This window comes from Streptomyces sp. NPDC005496, from assembly GCF_042872045.1.
In the GTDB taxonomy this organism is placed as follows: domain Bacteria; phylum Actinomycetota; class Actinomycetes; order Streptomycetales; family Streptomycetaceae; genus Streptomyces.
Map to the genome: position 1 here is coordinate 88,198 of NZ_JBIAJQ010000009.1, position 18,440 is coordinate 106,637.

Annotated in this window: 18 protein-coding genes; 6 read left to right on the top strand and 12 right to left on the bottom strand. The window is 72.9% G+C overall.

The genetic code is table 11. From position 1 onward, the window contains the following. Positions 1-26 precede the first annotated feature (26 nt). The 5 genes from ACFYQQ_RS26735 to ACFYQQ_RS26755 form a co-directional block, all read right to left on the bottom strand. On the bottom strand, positions 27-932 hold the full coding sequence (locus tag ACFYQQ_RS26735; protein ID WP_356239167.1) for an SCO1860 family LAETG-anchored protein: 906 nt from the start codon (positions 930-932) through the stop codon (positions 27-29). 268 nt (positions 933-1,200) lie between these two features. After that, on the bottom strand, positions 1,201-2,292 hold the full coding sequence (locus ACFYQQ_RS26740; protein WP_356173512.1) for an amidohydrolase family protein: 1,092 nt from the start codon (positions 2,290-2,292) through the stop codon (positions 1,201-1,203). Positions 2,293-2,326: 34 nt separating this feature from the next. Next, positions 2,327-3,136 (bottom strand): amino acid ABC transporter ATP-binding protein, encoded by an 810-nt coding sequence (locus ACFYQQ_RS26745; protein WP_356173509.1) that lies wholly within the window; start codon positions 3,134-3,136, stop codon positions 2,327-2,329. Beyond that, positions 3,133-3,966 carry an amino acid ABC transporter permease gene (locus tag ACFYQQ_RS26750; protein ID WP_355789984.1) on the bottom strand — a complete coding sequence of 278 codons (834 nt, stop codon included), beginning with the start codon at positions 3,964-3,966 and terminating at the stop codon, positions 3,133-3,135. Before ACFYQQ_RS26750 ends, ACFYQQ_RS26745 begins: the two co-directional genes overlap by 4 nt. After that, positions 3,963-4,814: a transporter substrate-binding domain-containing protein gene (locus ACFYQQ_RS26755; RefSeq protein ID WP_355789981.1), complete on the bottom strand. Its 852-nt coding sequence runs from the start codon at positions 4,812-4,814 to the stop codon at positions 3,963-3,965. The genes ACFYQQ_RS26750 and ACFYQQ_RS26755 overlap by 4 nt, the downstream gene beginning before the upstream one ends. Positions 4,815-5,056: 242 nt before the next feature. Here ACFYQQ_RS26755 and ACFYQQ_RS26760 point away from each other — a divergent pair, with 242 nt between their 5' ends. The 5 genes from ACFYQQ_RS26760 (at position 5,057) to thpD (ending at position 9,956) form a co-directional block, all read left to right on the top strand. Beyond that, positions 5,057-6,157, top strand: coding sequence for a pyridoxal-phosphate-dependent aminotransferase family protein (locus tag ACFYQQ_RS26760; protein WP_388905464.1), 1,101 nt, complete (start codon positions 5,057-5,059; stop codon positions 6,155-6,157). Positions 6,158-6,745: 588 nt separating this feature from the next. Beyond that, complete coding sequence (ectA, locus tag ACFYQQ_RS26765; RefSeq protein ID WP_355791475.1) at positions 6,746-7,285, top strand: diaminobutyrate acetyltransferase; 540 nt, start codon at positions 6,746-6,748, stop codon at positions 7,283-7,285. Positions 7,286-7,343: 58 nt separating this feature from the next. Next, positions 7,344-8,618 carry a diaminobutyrate--2-oxoglutarate transaminase gene (ectB, locus tag ACFYQQ_RS26770; protein WP_355791477.1) on the top strand — a complete coding sequence of 425 codons (1,275 nt, stop codon included), beginning with the start codon at positions 7,344-7,346 and terminating at the stop codon, positions 8,616-8,618. Between the two features lie 34 nt (positions 8,619-8,652). Continuing rightward, the gene (locus ACFYQQ_RS26775; RefSeq protein ID WP_355791480.1) at positions 8,653-9,051 is read left to right on the top strand and encodes an ectoine synthase; all 399 of its coding nucleotides are present in this window, start codon (positions 8,653-8,655) and stop codon (positions 9,049-9,051) included. A gap of 5 nt (positions 9,052-9,056) precedes the next feature. After that, the gene (gene thpD, locus ACFYQQ_RS26780) at positions 9,057-9,956 is read left to right on the top strand and encodes an ectoine hydroxylase (RefSeq protein ID WP_355791483.1); all 900 of its coding nucleotides are present in this window, start codon (positions 9,057-9,059) and stop codon (positions 9,954-9,956) included. A 76-nt stretch (positions 9,957-10,032) separates the two neighbouring features. Here thpD and ACFYQQ_RS26785 read toward each other — a convergent pair whose 3' ends face one another. The 5 genes from ACFYQQ_RS26785 to ACFYQQ_RS26805 all read right to left on the bottom strand — a co-directional run bounded on the left by ACFYQQ_RS26785 (position 10,033) and on the right by ACFYQQ_RS26805 (position 14,698). Continuing rightward, positions 10,033-11,079 carry a maleylpyruvate isomerase family mycothiol-dependent enzyme gene (locus ACFYQQ_RS26785; protein WP_356173498.1) on the bottom strand — a complete coding sequence of 349 codons (1,047 nt, stop codon included), beginning with the start codon at positions 11,077-11,079 and terminating at the stop codon, positions 10,033-10,035. A 151-nt stretch (positions 11,080-11,230) separates the two neighbouring features. Then, positions 11,231-12,280 (bottom strand): aminotransferase class V-fold PLP-dependent enzyme, encoded by a 1,050-nt coding sequence (locus ACFYQQ_RS26790; protein ID WP_355794824.1) that lies wholly within the window; start codon positions 12,278-12,280, stop codon positions 11,231-11,233. 124 nt (positions 12,281-12,404) lie between these two features. Then, positions 12,405-13,124, bottom strand: coding sequence for a DsbA family oxidoreductase (locus ACFYQQ_RS26795; RefSeq protein ID WP_356173495.1), 720 nt, complete (start codon positions 13,122-13,124; stop codon positions 12,405-12,407). Positions 13,125-13,199: 75 nt separating this feature from the next. Beyond that, entirely contained in the window at positions 13,200-13,706 is a 507-nt protein-coding gene (locus ACFYQQ_RS26800; protein ID WP_356239156.1) for a GNAT family N-acetyltransferase, read from the bottom strand. Then, the gene (locus ACFYQQ_RS26805) at positions 13,703-14,698 is read right to left on the bottom strand and encodes a helix-turn-helix domain-containing protein (RefSeq protein WP_355793906.1); all 996 of its coding nucleotides are present in this window, start codon (positions 14,696-14,698) and stop codon (positions 13,703-13,705) included. The genes ACFYQQ_RS26800 and ACFYQQ_RS26805 overlap by 4 nt, the downstream gene beginning before the upstream one ends. Before the next feature lie 70 nt (positions 14,699-14,768). Between ACFYQQ_RS26805 and ACFYQQ_RS26810 the strand changes: the two genes are divergently transcribed. Beyond that, positions 14,769-16,154 (top strand): MFS transporter, encoded by a 1,386-nt coding sequence (locus ACFYQQ_RS26810; RefSeq protein WP_388905358.1) that lies wholly within the window; start codon positions 14,769-14,771, stop codon positions 16,152-16,154. Positions 16,155-16,211: 57 nt separating this feature from the next. Here ACFYQQ_RS26810 and ACFYQQ_RS26815 read toward each other — a convergent pair whose 3' ends face one another. Continuing rightward, positions 16,212-16,820 carry a DUF1349 domain-containing protein gene (locus tag ACFYQQ_RS26815; RefSeq protein ID WP_355790675.1) on the bottom strand — a complete coding sequence of 203 codons (609 nt, stop codon included), beginning with the start codon at positions 16,818-16,820 and terminating at the stop codon, positions 16,212-16,214. A gap of 26 nt (positions 16,821-16,846) precedes the next feature. Beyond that, complete coding sequence (locus ACFYQQ_RS26820; RefSeq protein WP_355790678.1) at positions 16,847-18,376, bottom strand: aldehyde dehydrogenase (NADP(+)); 1,530 nt, start codon at positions 18,374-18,376, stop codon at positions 16,847-16,849. Between the last annotated feature and the right edge of the window lie 64 nt (positions 18,377-18,440).

Below are 18,440 nucleotides of genomic sequence, written 5' to 3' on the forward strand. Positions count from 1 at the left end.
CGGGGCCCGTGCCCCGCACCCCGGGGTCAGCCGCGGCCCCGCCGGGACAGGTAGACCCCTCCCCCGCCGGCCGCCAGCAGCGCCAACGCGCCGCCGGCGATGTACGGCGTCACCGGGCTGCCCCCGGTCTCGGCGAGGCCGGCCTCGGCCGGGGCGCCCTGGGGCTTCACCTCGGACACGGGGTCGGCGCCCGGGGCGGCCTCCGCCGGTGCAGCGGGTGACTCGCAGGTGGCGCCGGCCAGCGTGAGCGTGCCCTCGACCTCGGCGACGTTCAGCTTCAACGGGTCGACGGACACCTTGAGTTCGAGCGCGGAGGCGGCGGCCGTACGGGTCGTGGTCCGCGTCCGGGAGAGGTCGAGGCGGACCTCTCCGACCCCGGGCACCTCGACCTCGGTGGGGCCGCCCGTGGAGAGGGTGACCTTCTTGCCGAGGACGGTCACCGCGCCGAGCAGGTTCGAGGTGGCGACCGGCTTCCTTCCCGCCTCGCAGGTCGCCCTGGAGGTGACCTGCTCGACCTCGATGAGGGAGAGCAGCGGCAGCCCGGGGACATGGAGCTTCGCGTGCGCGAGGCTGGTGCGGCCCTCGGCCTTGCGTGCGGAGACCGTCGCCTCGGCGGTGGCGACGTCCGCGCGCAGCACGCTGAACGGCCGCCCGCCGGAGACGCCGTCCAACTGGGCGGTGAGCGCGGTCTTGTGCGCGCTCCGCGGTGCCCGGACCTCGTCGAGGGAGACCGCGAGCGGGAGGTTCACGGACTTGTCGAGCAGGGAGACGTCGAGCGCGGTGCGCAGGACGACGGCGCTCGCGCGACCGTGGTCGGTGGTCGCCTGGGCGGAGCCGGCGCCGGCCAGGGCCGCGGGACCGGCGGCCAGGGCGGTGGCCGCCGCGGTGGCGGCGAGGCGGCGTGCGGGCATGCGGAAGTGGTTGCCGTTCACGGTGGTTGGGACCCCCAGTGGAGAACAGACTTGGGACCCGGCAAGAATCACCCACGGAGAGTGAACAGTCAGCCACCTGACGTCACTTCACTCCAACGTGGGATTCCCGTGCGTTTCTTCGAATCCTCCGGCACTGCTGTTCGCCCGCATCCCCCTCTGAACTCCCCCGTGCGCTCACGCCGGTTGACGCCCCGGCGCGGTGGCGGAGGTGCCCAACGAGCCGGCCGGCGCGCACGTCACGCTGCGTCAACCGGCGTCGCGTGGGAGGTCAGCCGGCGATCCGCCCGTCGAGGACGACCCGGCGCGGCGCGGCGAGCACCCGGACGTCCGCCCGGGGGTCCTCGTCGTAGACCACGAGGTCCGCGGGTGCCCCCTCGTCGAGTCCCGGCCGTCCCAGCCAGCGCCGGGCTCCCCACGCGGTCGCGGACAGCGCCTCCAGCGGCGGGAGGCCGGCCGTGACGAGCTCGGCCACCTCGCTCGCGACCAGGCCGTGGGCGAGGGAGCCGCCCGCGTCGGTGCCGACGAAGATCGGGATGCCCGCGTCGTAGGCGGCGCGCACGGTGTCGTAGCGCCGCTCGTGCAGGCGCCGCATGTGCGCGGACCAGTCGGGGTACTTGGCCTCGCCGCCCGCCGCGAGCTGCGGGAACGTCGCGATGTTCACCAGCGTCGGGACGATCGCGACGCCGCGCTCGGCGAACAGCGGGATGGTGTCCTCGGTCAGGCCCGTGGCGTGCTCGATGCAGTCGATGCCGGCCTCGACGAGGTCGCGCAGGGAGTCCTCGGCGAAGCAGTGGGCGGTGACGCGGGCGCCGAGCCGGTGGGCCTCGGCGATGGCCGCCTCCACCGCCTCCCGCGGCCAGCAGGCGCTCAGGTCGCCGGTCCCGCGGTCGATCCAGTCCCCCACCAGCTTGACCCAGCCGTCGCCGCGCCGGGCCTCGCGGGCCACGTACGCGACGAGGTCGCCGGGTTCGATCTCGTGGGCGAAGCCGCGGATGTAGCGGCGGGTGCGGGCGATGTGCCGGCCCGCGCGGATGATCTTCGGGAGGTCCTCGCGGTCGTCGATCCAGCGGGTGTCGGAGGGCGAGCCGGCGTCGCGGATCAGCAGGGTGCCCGCCTCGCGGTCGGTGAGCGCCTGCTTCTCCGCCACGTCCTCGGGGACCGGCCCGTGCGGGCCGAGTCCGACGTGGCAGTGCGCGTCGACGAGACCGGGCAGCGCCCACCCCTCCACGGTCCGGACGTCGCGGGCGCCGGCGGGACGCTCGTACGAGATCCTCCCGCCGACCGCCCAGAGTTCGTCCCGGACGTCGTCGGGCCCGACGAGCACCCGCCCCTTCACGTGCAGCACCGTGCGATCGCTCATGCCCGCACCCTAGTTCCTGGCCCGGGTGGCCTGGCTAGAGGCCCTTTTCGACCGTCGCGTCGGTCTCGGCGGTGCCCTCCTCGACGTCCGCCATGGCGGGGTCGAGCAGCCGGGACAGGAAGTGCCGGGTGCGCTCGTGGGCCGGGTCGCCGATGACCTGAGCGGGGGCGCCCTCCTCGACGACCACGCCGCCGTCCATGAAGACGACCCGGTCGGCGACCTCGCGCGCGAAGCTCATCTCGTGGGTGACGACCATCATGGTCATGCCCTCGTTCGCGAGCATCCGCATGACGGCGAGGACGTCGCCGACGAGTTCCGGGTCGAGGGCCGAGGTCGGCTCGTCGAAGAGCATCACCTCGGGGCCCATGGCCAGCGCCCGGGCGATCGCCACACGCTGCTGCTGGCCCCCGGAGAGCGAGGCCGGATAGGCGTCGGCCTTCTCGGACAGCCCGACCCGGCGCAGGTTCTCCTCGGCCACGCGTGCCGCCTGCGCCTTGTCGCGGCCGAGGACCCGGCGCTGCGGCAGCGCCAGGTTCTCGGTCACCGTCAGGTGCGGGAAGAGGTTGAACTGCTGGAAGACCATGCCGATGCGGCGGCGGACGGCGTCGATGTCGACGTCGGGGTGCGTGACCTCCGTGCCGCCGACGAAGACCTGCCCCTTCGTGGGCTCCTCCAGGAGGTTCACGCAGCGCAGCAGGGTCGACTTGCCGGAGCCGGACGGGCCGATCACGCAGACGACCTCGCCGGAGCCGATCTCCAGGTCGATGCCGCGCAGCACCTCGTTGTCACCGAAGGACTTGTGCAGCCCCTTGACCTGGATCTCGGGAGTCTTGGACGTGCTCACTTGGTGGCCTCCCCGGCCTTGGCCTCCAGGCGCCGCACGACGAAGCCGAGCGGCACGGTCACGAGCAGGTAGCACAGGCCCGCGACCAGGATCGGCGTGGAGTTGGCGGTCTGGCTCGCCAGGTCCCGGCCGAACTTGGTGAGTTCGCGCTCCTCCAGCGTGACGCCGAGGAACAGCACCAGCGAGGAGTCCTTGAACAGCAGGACCAGTTCGTTGGTGAGCGGCGGGATCACGATGCGGAACGCCTGCGGGATGATGATCGAGACCATCGCCCGCGCGTGCGAGAAGCCGAGCGAACGGGCCGCCTCCATCTGCCCCTTGGGCACCGCCTGGATGCCGGCGCGGATCGTCTCCGCCATGTACGCGGCGGAGACCAGGCCGAGCGCGAGCGCCACCTTGCCGTAGGTGCCGCCCGGGATCTCCGTGCCCGGGAAGGCGAGCGGTACGGCGACGCCCACGAAGACGAAGATCAGCAGGGCGGGCAGGCCGCGGAACACCTCGATGTAGATGCCCGCGAGCCAGCGGTAGGGGCCCACCGGGGACAGCCGCATCAAGGCGATGACCATGCCGAGGACGAGCCCGAAGACGAAGCCGGACATCGTGTACAGCACGGTGTTCTTCAGCGCCAGCGTGATGACGTCCGGGAACATCTGCCGGACCAGGTCCCACTGGGCGAACTGGTTCTTCAGCCGTCCCCAGTCCGCCGTGAGCGCGAATGCGATCACGGCGGCGACGAACACGACGTACTGCACACCGCGCGATATGGCGCGCTTCTGCCGCCGGGTCAGTCCGGACCTGCGGGGCTGGACGGTTGTGTCGGCCTCACTCATGAGGCGGACGGGGAGGCGGTCGCCGCGGACTCGTCGTACGGGCCGATCCACTTCTCGTACAGCTTCTTGTAGGTGCCGTCGGCCTTGGCTTCCTTGATCGCCTTGTTGATCGCGGCGAGCAGCTTGGTGTTGCCCTTCTTCACCGTGAAGCCGTACTGCTCACCGGTGTTGAGGTTGTCGACCACCTTGAAGGCGTCGGCGTTGGCCTTGTCCTTGAGCCAGCCCTGGACGACCGGGTAGTCGATGATGACGGCCTGGACCTGGCCGGAGCGCAGGCCGTTGATGACCGCGTCGGAGGACTCGAAGGAGACCGGGTCGAAGCCCTGCTTCTTCGCGTAGTCCTCGCCCGTGGTCTGCGCCTGGGCGCCGAGCTTCTTGCCCTTGGCCTTCACGTCCGCGAGGGAGTTGACGCCGCTCTTCTTGTCGACGAGGACGGCCTGCGTGGCGTCGAAGTACGGGTCCGAGAAGTCGACGTTCTTCTTGCGCTCCTCGGTGATCGTCATACCGGCCGCGGCGAGGTCGCACTGCTCGGAGTTGAGGAACGCGCCGGTCTTGAAGTTCTCGAACGGCGTGTCGACGATGTCCTGCTTCACGCCGAGGTCCTTGGCGACCAGGTCGATCAGCGACACGTCGAAGCCCTGCACCTTGCCGTCGATCTCCGACTGGAAGGGCGGGTACGGCAGGTGGGTGCAGGTGGTGAGCTGGCCGCCCTTGACCAGCGTGACCCCGCCGGAGGCGGTCTTCTCGCCCCCGCCGTCGTCCGAGGAGCAGCCGGCCACGAGCAGCAGCCCGGCCGTCGCGGTGGTGGCGGCCAGAATGCGGGTCCGGCGTCCGAGGACCGAGTTCACGAGGACCTCCAGTGAGGGAACTGAGGCTTCCGATTATAAGGAAAGGTTTGGGTTGCTCAAATCAATCCGATGGTCGCTGGGCCGTCCGGCCTCAGATCTCGCCCCCTGCGCGGCACTCCGCGGGGCCGTCCGGGACCGCGGCACCTCGCCGGGGACCCCGCCCGGCCGCCGGTTAGGCTCGTACCGCGTATCCACGTACTGGAATCCGCGTACTGGAACCCGTGAGCGAAGAGAGCGTCGCCGTGACCCACCCCTTCCTGGACCTGGCCCCCTTGACCGCGGCGCGCTTCGCGTCGATCGAGGACCGAGTGGCGCGGCTGCTCTCCACCGATCAGGACGTCGTGATCATGCAGGGCGAGGCGCTGCTCCCCCTGGAGGGCGCCATCCGCGCCGCCGCGGGGCCGGGGACGACGGCCCTCAACATCATCACGGGGCCCTACGGGCAGACCTTCGGCGACTGGCTGCGGGACTGCGGCGCGACCGTGGTCGACCTCGCCGTGCCGTTCCACGCGGCGGTCACGGCCGCGCAGGTCCGTGCCGCGTTCGCCGAGCACCCGGAGATCGACTTCGTCTCGCTGGTGCACGCCGAGGCGGCCACCGGCAACACGAACCCGGTCGGGGAGATCGGCGAGGTGGTGCGCGAGCACGGCGCGCTGTTCTACCTGGACGCCGTCGCCTCGATCGGCGCCGAGCCGGTGCTGCCGGACGCGTGGGGTGTCGACCTGTGCGTCATCGGGGCGCAGAAGGCGATGGGCGGGCCCGCGGGCGTGTCGGCGGTGTCCGTGAGCGAGCGGGCGTGGGCGCGGATGGCCGCGAACCCCGCGGCCCCCCGCCGGTCGTACCTGTCGCTGCTCGACTGGAAGGAGCGGTGGATCGACGGCGGCCGTACGACGCTGCTGCACGCACCCGCGCAGCTGGAGATGCTGGCCCTGGAGGCGTGCGTCGAGCGCATCGAGGCCGAGGGGCCGGCCGCGGTGATGGCCCGCCACGCCTCGGCGGCGGCGGCCACCCGCGCGGGGGCGCTCGCGCTCGGCGGGGGCATCGAGCCGTACGTGCACGAGGTGTCCGACGCCGCTCCGGTGGCGACGACGCTGCGCGCCCCGTCGGGCGTCGACGCGTCCGGGCTGGTCGCGCGCGCCCTGGCCGCCGACCCCGCGCTTCCGCTGGCCGCGGGCGGCGGCGCGCTGGCCAAGGAGATGATCCGGGTGAACCACTACGGGCCGGACGCCACACGCGGTGTCGTGCGGGCCTGCCTGGCCACGCTGGGCTCCGCCCTGGCCGAGGTGGGCGCGACGGTGGACCTGGAGGCCGCGGGACGCGCCGTGGCGGACGCCTGGGCGTGAGCCTGCTCCCGCAGTACCGCGGTCCCCTGCCCGTGCGGGCCGTCCGCGCGTGAACCGCTCCGACCGCCCGGCCGGACTCTGCGGCCCCTCCGGCCGCGCGGCAGCCCCCTGCGCCCCGTCCGCTTCCTGCGGGCGGGGCGTTTCTTGCCGCCCGCGCATCCCGCGCCCGGACGTTCCGCGCGAGTGAGCTGTCCCATAAAGGACGGAAGCGCCGCGCACGTGAAGCGGCTCACTTTTCACGCGTGCCAATAGAGTCCGCTTCCGCGAGAATTCAACGCGCTTTTCCCCGCTCATTCCATTCGCATTGTCCGGCGTAGCTTCCCGTCCTCTTCTGCCCGCTTCCCGTGTGGCTAAACGCGAAGATTTTGCGAACACCGAGCGATGCATTTCGGGCGGGTGCCGAGGAGGTCACATGGCTGTGACACACTCCACAGAGGGCCCGATTCCTCCCCTAATATCCGGGCAATACCCCACATAACTCAGCGCCCGGAGCGGAGAACTCACGCCCGCGTGATAACACACGGGTGGCCGGTACGTAACCCCGGCCGACGATGCAATTTCAACTTTCGCTGGGTAAATTCAACCGGCATGACCGCCGCACCAGCAGACCTGCAAGCGGAATTCCTGGAAATGCCCGAAGGACTCCGGATCGACCGTCCGGGGGTGGCCGACGGGGCCGCGCTCTGGCGCATCGCCAAGGATTCCGGAAACCTCGACCTGAACTCCTCGTACAGCTACCTCCTGTGGTGCCGTGACTTCGCCGGCACCTCGGCGGTGGCGCGCGACGCGGAGGGCGGGCCCGTCGGTTTCGTCACCGGCTACATCCGCCCCGAGCAGCCGCGGACGCTGCTCGTGTGGCAGGTGGCCGTGGACAGCGCCTGTCGCGGACGCGGACTCGCCGGCGCCCTGCTCGACGGACTGACCGCGCGGGTGGCGCGGGAGCGCGGCCTCGACTTCGTGGAGACCACCGTCTCGCCGGGCAACACCGCCTCGGAGCGCCTGTTCGCCTCGTACGCCGCACGCCACGGCGCGGACCTGGAGCGTGAGGTGCTGTTCGACACCGGACAGTTCCCCGACGGGCCGCACGACCCCGAGGTGCTGCACCGCATCGGACCGCTGTCCTTCTGATCCGCCCCGCCCTCTCCGGCATCCCCCCACGACTTCATCTCCCAGGAGGAGATTCGCTGTGACCATCACCCAGCCCGACCTGAGCGTCTTCGAGACCGTGGAGTCGGAGGTGCGCAGCTACTGCCGCGGCTGGCCCACCGTCTTCGACCGCGCCCAGGGCAGCCGCATGTACGACGAGGACGGCCACGAGTACCTCGACTTCTTCGCGGGCGCCGGGTCGCTCAACTACGGCCACAACAACCCGGTGCTCAAACGCGCCCTCATCGACTACCTGGAGCGCGACGGCGTCACCCACGGTCTCGACATGTCGACGACCGCCAAGCGCGCCTTCCTGGAGTCCTTCCAGAACCTGATCCTGCGCCCGCGCGACCTGCCCTACAAGGTCATGTTCCCGGGCCCGACGGGCACCAACGCGGTGGAGGCCGCGCTGAAGCTGGCCCGGAAGGTGAAGGGCCGCGAGGCGATCGTGTCGTTCACGAACGCCTTCCACGGCATGTCGCTGGGCTCGCTCGCCGTCACCGGCAACGCCTTCAAGCGGGCGGGCGCCGGCATCCCGCTCGTGCACGGCACCCCGATGCCGTTCGACAACTACTTCGACGGCCAGGTCCCGGACTTCCTGTGGTTCGAGCGGCTGCTGGAGGACCAGGGCTCCGGTCTCAACAAGCCCGCCGCCGTGATCGTCGAGACGGTGCAGGGCGAGGGCGGCATCAACGTGGCCCGCGCCGAGTGGCTGCGCGCGCTCGCCGAGCTGTGCGAGCGCCAGGACATGCTGCTCATCGTCGACGACATCCAGATGGGCTGCGGCCGGACCGGCGCCTTCTTCTCCTTCGAGGAGGCGGGCGTCACCCCCGACATCGTCACCGTGTCCAAGTCCATCAGCGGCTACGGGCTGCCGATGTCGCTGTGCCTGTTCAAGCCCGAGCTGGACATCTGGGAGCCGGGCGAGCACAACGGCACCTTCCGCGGCAACAACCCGGCGTTCGTCACCGCCGCCGCGGCCCTGGAGGCGTACTGGACCGACGGCTCCGCGATGGAGAAGCAGACCCGCGCCCGCGGCGAGCAGGTAGAGCAGGCGCTGATCTCCATCACCGAGGAGAACCTCGCCGACATCAAGGAGTACCGGGGCCGCGGCCTCGTGTGGGGCCTGGAGTTCAAGGAGAAGGAGCGCGCCGGACGTGTCGCGCAGCGCGCCTTCGAACTCGGTCTGCTCATCGAGACCTCGGGCCCGGAGAGCGAGGTCGTCAAGCTGCTCCCGGCGCTGACGATCACGCCCGACGAGCTGGACGAGGGTCTGCGCACCCTCGCCCGCGCCGTCCGCGAGACGGTCGCCTGACCGCGTACGCACGACAGAAAGGCAGCAACTCACCGTGATCGTCCGATCGTTCAAGGACATCGAGGGAACCGACCGGCATGTGAAGGCCGCGACCGGCACCTGGGAGAGCAAGCGCATCGTGCTCGCCAAGGAGAAGGTCGGGTTCTCCCTCCACGAGACGACCCTGTACGCGGGTACCGAGACGTCGATGTGGTACGCGAACCACATCGAGGCCGTCCTCTGCGTGGAGGGCGAGGCCGAGCTGACCAACGACGAGACCGGCGAGAAGCACTGGATCACGCCGGGCACGATGTACCTGCTCGACGGCCACGAGCGCCACACCATGCGCCCCAAGACCGACTTCCGGTGCGTCTGCGTCTTCAACCCGCCCGTCACCGGACGGGAGGACCACGACGAGAACGGCGTCTACCCGCTGCTGACCGAGGAGGTCTGAGCACCATGACCCTCACCCCCGAGAGGACCACCGACCTCTACCCGAGCCGCGGCGCCACCGAGGTGTCCGTGCCCCGCCAGGACCCGGTCGTCTGGGGCGCGCCGGGCGACCCGGGCCCGATCGAGGCGTCCGACCTCCAGGCGTACGAGCGCGACGGGTTCCTCGCCGTCGAGGAGCTCATCACCCCCGACGAGGTCGGGGTCTACCGCGCCGAACTGGAGCGGCTCGTCGCCGATCCGGCCATCCGCGCCGACGAGCGCTCGATCGTCGAGCCGGCGTCGCAGGAGATCCGCTCGGTCTTCGAGGTGCACCGGATCAGCGAGGTCTTCGCGCGGCTGGTGCGCGACGAGCGCGTGGTGGGCCGGGCCCGGCAGATCCTCGGCTCGGACGTGTACGTCCACCAGTCGCGGATCAACGTCAAGCCGGGCTTCGGGGCCAGCGGGTTCTACTGGCACTCGGACTTCGAGACCTGGCACGCCGAGGACGGTCTGCCGAACATGCGGACGGTGTCCGTCTCGATCGCGCTGACCGAGAACCTCGACACCAACGGCGGTCTCATGATCATGCCGGGGTCGCACAAGACGTTCCTCGGGTGCGCGGGGGCCACGCCGAAGGACAACTACAAGAAGTCGCTGCAGATGCAGGACGCGGGCACACCCTCGGACGAGGCGCTCACCGCGTTCGCCGGGCGGCACGGCATCAAGCTGTTCACCGGCAAGGCGGGGTCGGCCACGTGGTTCGACTGCAACTGCATGCACGGTTCGGGTGACAACATCACGCCGTTCCCGCGCAGCAACGTCTTCATCGTGTTCAACAGCGTGGAGAACGCCGCGGTGGAGCCGTTCGCGGCGCCCGTGCGGCGGCCGGAGTTCATCGGCGCCCGGGACTTCACCCCGGTGCAGTGACCGACCGCGGTCAGGCCGGGGGCCCGGCACCCCCACGGGGTGCCGGGCCCCCGGCGTGGCACGCGGCTCCGGATGATCACAACCAGGCCAGTGACGCCGCCCTGTCCAGCACGGCGCGTACCGCCGTGGAGTCGCCCGTCGCGCCGCGCGGCACCTCCTCGGGGGTGCTCCGGCCGCCGACGAGCAGGCAGAGGTCGACCGGGTCCAGGACGAGCTCGGCGCGCACCGGCTCGTCCTCCGAGCCCAGCACCCACTCGGTGTCCCCGCCGCGGCCGGTCACCGTGAAGAGCACCGGTGCCGCCTGTGGACCCAGCGCCGTGCCGAGGATACGGACGGCGAGGCGGACGAGCTGCCACAGGTGCGGCTCGGGCGGCGGGGGCACGGCGAGGCCCAGCGCCCGGCCGATGTCGGCGCCGTGGATCCACGTCTCGAAGGCGCGGACGAGGAAGTGGTCCGCGACGGGGAGCCTGACGCCCATCAGCGTCGTGCACTGCGCGGCCGGTTCGGGCTCGCGTGCCTCACGGGTGGCGAGCAGGTCCGCGGCCTGCTCGGCCCACGCGGCGACGGTCTCCCGCGGGGCGCGCGCCCGCTCGTACGCGATCACCTCGGCGGTCCGCGCGCCCCACTCCTCGCGCCACCCGGCGCCCTCCCCGGTGACGGTCCTCGACGGCGGCACCCGGGCGGCCAGGCCCAGCCGCAGCGCCAGCGGCTCGTCCGCGGCGATCAGGTGGGCGACGGTGGCGTGCACGTCCCAGCCGTGCACGACGGGCGTCCGCCACGAACCTGCGGTGTCCGCCTCACGCAGCAGCGGACGCAGTGCGACGACCGCGGCCGCGTAGGGCGCCGCGTGCGCGGCGACCGGCGCCGCCGCGGGAGGCGTGCGCGAGGCCGTGGGCCGGGCGCCACCGGCTGTGTGCGGCACGGCGCCAGGACCCGGCGGGCCGTCGCCCGCGCCGTCCGGGCCGCCCAGCGGCCGCACCGTCCGCCGGAGCCGTTCCGCCTCGGCGGCGCAGGACTCGCATCCCGCCAGGTGCGACGGCACCGTCTTCTCGTCCGAGGGCGGCAGCGCTCCCGCGGCCCAGTCCGCCAGCAGCTCTCGTACCCGCTCGTGTTCGGTGGTCATCCGGCGCCGTCCTTCCGGGCCGTGGTCGGCACGGCGGCCGGGGCCGGCCCGCGGCCCCGTCGCCCCGCTCCCTCCAGCGTACGCACGCCCGGCCGGTCGGTCCCGTCGCGCGGGGACCGGGCGGCACCGCGGGCGGGCGGCCCCGTTCGGGTCAGCCCGACAGGACGTCCAGCAGGCGGTCGACGTCCGCGGGGGTGTTGTAGAGGTGGAAGGCCGCCCTCAGATTGCCCGCGCGGTCGGACACCTCGACCCCGGCCCTGCTCAACTCGGCCTGCCGGTGCCCCAGTTCGGGGACGGACACGATGGGTGAGCCGGGGGCGGGGACGGGCCGGTGCCCGAGCCGGTCGAGCCCCGCGCGGAACCGGTCGGCCAGGGCGAGGTCGTGGGCCCGTACGGTGTCCACGCCCAGTTCCTCGATGAGCGCCAGCGACCTACGGGCCCCCGCGTACGAGAACAGGCTGGGGCTCTCGTCGAACCGCCTTGCGGAGTGGGCGAGTTCCTCGACGGGTCCGTAGCAGCTGTCCCAGGGGCGCTCGCCCGCGACCCAGCCCGCGAAGACGGGGGTGAGGCCGCCGAGGTCCTCGGGGACGACCAGGAAGGCCACGCCCCGGGGGCAGACGAGCCACTTGAAGGCGACGGAGGACACGAAGTCGTACGCGTCCGCCTCGATCGGCAGCCAGCCGGCGGCCTGGGACACGTCGACGTACGTCCGTGCCCCGTGCGTGCGGGCGGCGTCCCGGATCGCGGCCAGGTCGGCGACGCGGCCGTCGGCGGACTGCGCGGCACTGACGGCGACCAGTGCCGTACCGGGCCGCACGGACTCGGCGATCCGCTCCAGCGGCACGGTGCGCACCTTGAGGTCGCCGCGGACGTGGAAGGGGTTCACCACGGAGGTGAAGTCGGCCTCGGCGGTGAGGACTTCGGCGCCCGCCGGGAGCGAGGCGGCGATCAGGCCGGTGTAGACGGCGACGGAGGCGCCGGCCGCGACCCGGCGGTCGGAGACGCCGGCCAGCCGGGCGAAGGCGGACCTGGCCGCCTCCACGTCCGCGAACATGTCCTGCGGCTGCCCCGCCGCCACGGACTCGACGCCGGCCCGCATGGCGTCCACCGCGCGGACCGGGAGCAGCCCGGTGCTCGCGGTGTTGAGGTAGGTGTTCTTCGGGGCGAACTCGGCTCGTACGAGGGTCTCGAAGGTCTCCATGGGACCACTCTGCGGCCCCCGGAAGCCCCCGTCCATTGCCGATTTTTACGCAGTTTCGCCAAGCGTTGCTTATGGATGGGGCCCGACCTGCGGTTTCCCGCCGGCCGGGCCCGGGTCCGCGTGCTCAGTTCTGCGGGACGGCGCAGCCGTCGGGGCCGCACACCTCCGCGGCGCCGCCCGGCTCCTGGAGCAGGGTCAGCGGGGACCGGTCGCCCCAGGCCTGGGTCAGCGCCTGGGTGAAGACCTCGGCGGGCTGGGCGCCGGAGACGCCGTAGGTGCGGTCGAGGACGAAGAAGGGGACTCCGGTCGCGCCCAGCTCGGCGGCCTCGCGCTCGTCGGCGCGGACCTCGTCGGCGTAGGCAGCCGGGTCGGCGAGGACCGCGCGGGCGGCGTCCGCGTCGAGGCCGGCGGCGACGGCCAGCTCCACGAGGCGCTCGTCGTCGTCAAAGACCGACCGCTCGTCCGCGAAGTTGGCGCGGTACAGCAGGCCGATCAGCTCGTCCTGGCGGCCTCGCTCCTTGGCGAGGTGCAGCAGGCGGTGCATGTCGAAGGTGCTGCCGTGGTCGCGGCCCTCGGTGCGGTACTCCAGGCCCTCGGCGGCGGCGTTCGCGCCGAGGTTGTCCTCGGCGGCCTGCGCCTGCGCCTCGCTCATGCCGTACTTCGCGGCCAGCATCGGCAGGACGAGTCCGGTGTCGCCCTTGGCCCGCGTCGGGTCGAGCTCGAAGGAGCGGTGCACCACCTCCACCTGGGCCCGGTGCGGGAAGGCGGCGAGCGCCTTCTCGAAGCGGGCCTTGCCCACGTAGCACCACGGGCAGGCGATGTCGCTCCAGATCTCGACGCGCATTCTTCGGCTTCTTCCAGGTCGTACGGGGTACGGAGAGGTCCTCCGCCGCGTACGTGAACGTCCGGTGCGCCCGGGTCATTCCCCCGGGACCGTGAAGCGCAGGAACAGGTGGTGGTCGTCCTCGGCCGGCGGGTTCGCCGGGTCCGGGACCCAGCCCTGGCGCGCGTAGAAGGCCTGGGCGCGCCGGTTGTCGACGTGCACGTCCAGTGACGCGGTCCGTTTCCGGTCGGCCTGCCACTGCTCGACGCAGGCGGCGTGCAGGGCCGTGCCGATGCCGGTCCGCCAGTGCTCGGGGTCGACGTGGAACTGGAAGAGCTTCACGGTGTCGGCGGGCGCGTCCTCGGTCGTCCGGAAGGAGGCGAGCGCGGCGATCCGGCCGCGCTCGACCACGCACAGCACGTGGCCGTCCGGGCGGTCGATGGCCTGCCGCCACCTGGCCGGCCAGTCGATGCCGTCGTCGGGCAGGCCGTCGGGGTAGTACGTCGCCCGGGCCCGGGCGTGCAGGGCGGCGACCGCCGGGGCCTCGGCGGGCAGTGCGGTCCTGATCACCCGGTTCACCCGGGCCGCGCGGTCTCCGATCATGCAACGGAGGACGTGGGCGGCCCGGCCGCGGTTCCGCGGCGGTCGAACTGGGTGCGGTAGGCGCTCGGGGTGAGGCCGGTGCGGCGGACCAGGTGGCCGCGGAGGGAGTCGGCGGTGCCGAGGCCGCAGGCGCGGGCGACCTGGTCCATCGGCAGGGTGGTCGTCTCCAGGAGTTCCTTGGCCCGCTCGACGCGCTGGTGCAGCAGCCACTGGAGTGGGCTGACCCCGCTCTCGGCGTGGAACCGGCGGGTGAGGGTGCGGACGCTGACCCCGGCGTGCCGGGCCAGGTCGGTGAGGGTGAGCGGCTTGTCGAGGTTGCGCATGGCCCAGCCGCGGGTGTCGGCGCAGGCGGTGCCGCGCTCCGGCGGCAGCGGTGTCTGCGTGAACTGCGTCTGGCCGCCGGGGCGTACGGGGGCGACGAGCGCGAGCCGGGCCACCCGGTTGGCGACCGCGGCGCCGTAGTCGCCGCGGATGATGTGCAGGCACAGGTCGATCCCGGCGGCGTACCCGGACGAGGTCATGATCGGGCCGTCCTGCACGTACAGGACGTCGCCCTGGAGTTCGAGCGACGGGTAGCGCCTGCGCAGCTCCCCGGCCTGCTCCCAGTACGTGGTGGCGCGGCGCCCGTCCAGCAGTCCGGCCTCCGCGAGCGCGAAGGCGCCGCTGCAGATCGACGCGATCCGCTTCCCGGCCGCGGCGGCCTCGCGCAGGGCGGCCACCGTGCGGGGGTCGGGCACGTACCGCTGTCCGGTGCCCGCGACCAGGACCGTCTCCGCGTCCAGTACGGCGTCGAGTCCCCGGCTCACATGAAGGTCGAGGCCGCCGGTGGTGGGGACGGGGCCCGGTTCGGGGGCGCAGATGACCACCTCGTAGCCCGGTTCGCCGTCGACCTCCACCTTTCCGAACAGCATCTCGGGGATGGCGAGGTTGAACATCGACACGGGTGACGCCGCGACGACGGCGACGCGGCGGACGCCGGGTACGCGGGACATGGCCAGAACCTCCGGACGTATGTCATTCGGGCCACTACTCTACGCCGCCGGTGATCCGCAGCATGGGGGCATGCCGACGAACCGGACCACCGAGACGCCCGTGAGCGGGCCGTCCGTCCCCTCCTCCGCGCGCAGGGCCGGGCCGCCCCCGTCCCCCGCCCTGACCCTCGCGGCGGCGCTGCTCGGCTTCGCACTGATCACCCTCGACGCGTCCGTGGTGAACGTGGCCCTGCCGGCGATCGGTTCGGACCTCGGCAGCGGGATGTCCGGGCTCCAGTGGGTGGTGGACTCCTACACGCTGGCGTTCGCGGCCCTGATGCTGTCCACGGTCGCGTTCTCGGACCGGGCCGGGGCCAGTCGCGCGTACGCCCTCGGGGCCGGGGTGTTCACCCTGGCCTCCGTGGCCTGCGGGCTGGCCCCGACCCTGCCGGTGCTGATCGGTTCCCGGGTGGTGCAGGGCGCCGCCGCGGCGGTGGTGCTGCCCGCCTCGCTCGCCCTGGTGCGGCAGGCGTACCCGGACCCCGTGCGGCGCTCGCGCGCGGTGGCCCTGTGGGCGGCCGGCGGATCGGTCGCGGTGGCGCTCGGACCGGTGGCCGGCGGCGCGCTGACCACCGCCTGGGACTGGCGCGGCATCTTCTTCGTCAACGTGCCGCTGGGCGCGGTGGCTCTCGCGCTGCTGCTCAGGGCGCCGCGCTCGGAGCGCCGGCCGGCGCCGCTGGACCTGCCGGGCCAGCTCACCGCGGTCCTCGCGCTCACGGCGCTGACGTTCGCCGTGATCGAGGGCGGGCGTTGGGGGCTCCTCGCGCTGGGGGTGGCCGTGGCGTCGGCCGTCGCCTTCGTCCGCGTGGAGGCGCGGCGGGAGCGTCCCGTCGTACCGCTCGGACTGTTCCGCGGCCGGAACGTGCGGGTGGCGGTCGCCGCGGGGGCCGCGTGCAGCGTCGGGTTCTACGGGGTGGTCTTCCTGTTCTCCCTCTTCTTCCAGCAGGTGCAGGGCCGTTCCGCGCTGTACGCGGGGCTGATGTTCCTGCCCATGACCGGGCTCATCGCGGTGACGAACCTCGCGGCGGGCAAGCTGGCGGGGCGGTACGGGCCCCGCCGGCCGATGGTGATCGGGCAGAGCCTGGCCGCCGCCGGGCTCCTGCCGCTCCTGTGCGTCGACGCCTCCACGCCGACCGGCCTGGTGGCCGTCCTGCTCGTCCCGGTGGCTCTGGGCTGCGCGCTGACCGTGCCGCCGCTGACGGCCGCCATGATGGACGCGGTGCCGCCGGAGCGGGCGGGGCTGGCGGCGGGTGTCCTCAACTCCGCCCGGCAGGTGGCCGGCGGGCTGGCCGTCGCGGCGTTCGGGTCGCTGGTCGCCGGGGGGTTCGAGGCGGGGCTGCGGACGAGCCTGGCGCTGAGCGCGCTCGCGCTGGCCGCGACGGCGGCGGCGTCCACCCGCCTGCGCCCGGCCCGCTAGGGCTTCCCCCGACCCGACCCGACCCGCCCCGGACGAACAGCGGAGGGGCCCGAACCGTCAGCTGCCGTCCCGCAGGTCCTTCGGCCAGTCGGGGCGGAACTCGACGGCGTCGTACGTCACCACGCAGCCCTCACCCATCGGCGACTGCGTCATGAAGCCGACGAGGGCCGCCCCGGACGCCTCCTCGTCACCGAGGGTGAACAGCCGGACGAAGGTCCAGCGGACGCCGTCGCGGGAGGCGTGGAAGGCGAAGGCGCGGCCCGTGCGGCTCACCCGGAGCCAGACGGAACTGCCGTCGACGGTGAAGGAGTTGGCGTCGTCGGAGTGCCCCCGGGTGACCACCGTGCAGACGGTGGGCACGTCCGGGGAGTACTCCAGGCAGAGCTTCGCCCAGGCCCGCTCCCCCACGTGGACGTAGAGCACCCCGGCGTCGAAGGAGCCGGCGAAGCCGACGGTGACCCGGGCTATCAGCTGGAAGTCGCCCTCGGGCGCGCCCAGCAGCCGGGGTGCGTCGGAGGCGGGGTCCAGAGCCTCACCGGTGGGCGGCACGAAGCGGTCCTGCCGCGCGCCTGCCCATCCGGTGAGCACTCCGTCCTCGTACGACCAGTGGCCGTCCGGCCCGTAGGTGCGCAGCGGGAAAGGGAGTTCGGGAATCTCGACGTCCATCCGCCGAGTGTCCCAGGCCGGTGTGCTCAGCGCTCCAGCCGCCCGTCGTAACGGCGGGGCAGCCCCAGCGGGTTGTCGTCGCGCAGCTCCGGCGGCAGCAGGGTCTCCGGCGCGTTCTGGTACGCCACCGGGCGCAGCCAGCGCTCGATCGCCGTACCGCCCACCGAGGTCGAGGTGGAGGTGGTCGCCGGGTAGGGGCCGCCGTGGTGCTGGGCCGGGGCGACGGCGACGCCGGTCGGCCAGGCGTTGACCAGGACGCGGCCCGCGAGCGGGGTCAGTTCGGCGAGGATCTCGGCGCCGCGCCCCTCGCCTGCCGCCTCCTCGGTGGACAGGTGCACGGTGGCGGTGAGGTTGCCGGGGAGGCGGGAGAGCACCGCGCCGGCCTCCGCGTCGTCCTCGTAGCGGGCGACGACGGTGAGCGGACCGAAGCACTCCTCCAGCAGCAGGTCGTGCTCGCCCTCGGCGGCGAGGTTCCGCGCCGGCACGGTCAGGAAGCCGGGGCTCACCGTGTGCTCGCCGCCCGCGCCGGGGGTGACCGGGGACTCCACGTCCGGGAGCCCGGTGCGCTCGGCGACCCCGGCCAGGAAGTTGTCCCGCATGCGGTGGTCGAGCAGGACGCCCGCCTCGGTGTCGCTGACTGCGTCGGTGAGGGACTTCAGCAGCCGGTCCCCTGCGTCGCCCGCGGGGGCCAGCACCAGGCCGGGCTTGACGCAGAACTGGCCGACGCCCAGCGTCATGGAGCCCGCGAGCCCGGCGCCGATGGCCTCGGCGCGCTCGGTGGCGGCGGCCTCGGTGACGACGACGGGGTTGAGCGAGCCGAGCTCGCCGTGGAAGGGGATCGGCACGGGGCGGGCGGCCGCCGCGTCGAACAGGGCGCGTCCGCCGCGGACCGAGCCGGTGAATCCGGCCGCGGAGACGAGCGGGTGCTTCACCAGCTCGACGCCGGCCTCGAAGCCGTGGACCAGGCCGACGACGCCGGCGGGCACGTCGTGCCGGGCGGCGGCCCTGCGCAGGGTCGAGGCGACCAGCTCGGACAGCCCCGGGTGGTCGGGGTGGGCCTTGACGACGACCGGGCAGCCCGCGGCGAGCGCGCTGGCGGTGTCGCCGCCCGCGACCGAGAACGCGAACGGGAAGTTCGAGGCCGAGTAGACGGCGACGACGCCCAGCGGCACCTTGTAGCGGCGCAGGTCCGGGATCGGCGGGGTCGCGGTGTCGTCGGGGTGGTTGATCACGACGTCGAGGAAGGCGCCCTCGTCGACGATGTCCGCGAAGGCCCGCAGCTGGTAGCAGGTGCGGGCGAGTTCGCCGGTGAGCCGGACCGGGCCGAGCGCGGTCTCCGCGTCGGCCGCCTCGACCAGCCGGTCCTTGGCCTCTTCGAGCAGGTCGGCCGCCGTGCGCAGGAAGGCGGCGCGCACGGTGCGGTCGGCGAGGGCCCCTCTGGCGGCGTGCGCGGCGCGGACGGCCTCGTCCACTTCCTGGGCTGTGGCCTCCACCGCAACCTGCTCGCGCTGCTTCCCGGTACGGGGGTCGACACTCCAGACTGGTGCTGCTGCCACCGCGGGTTCCTCCAGATGTGATGCCGCAGTTCCTGTGTCACTCACCAGGGGCGTTCGATATGCT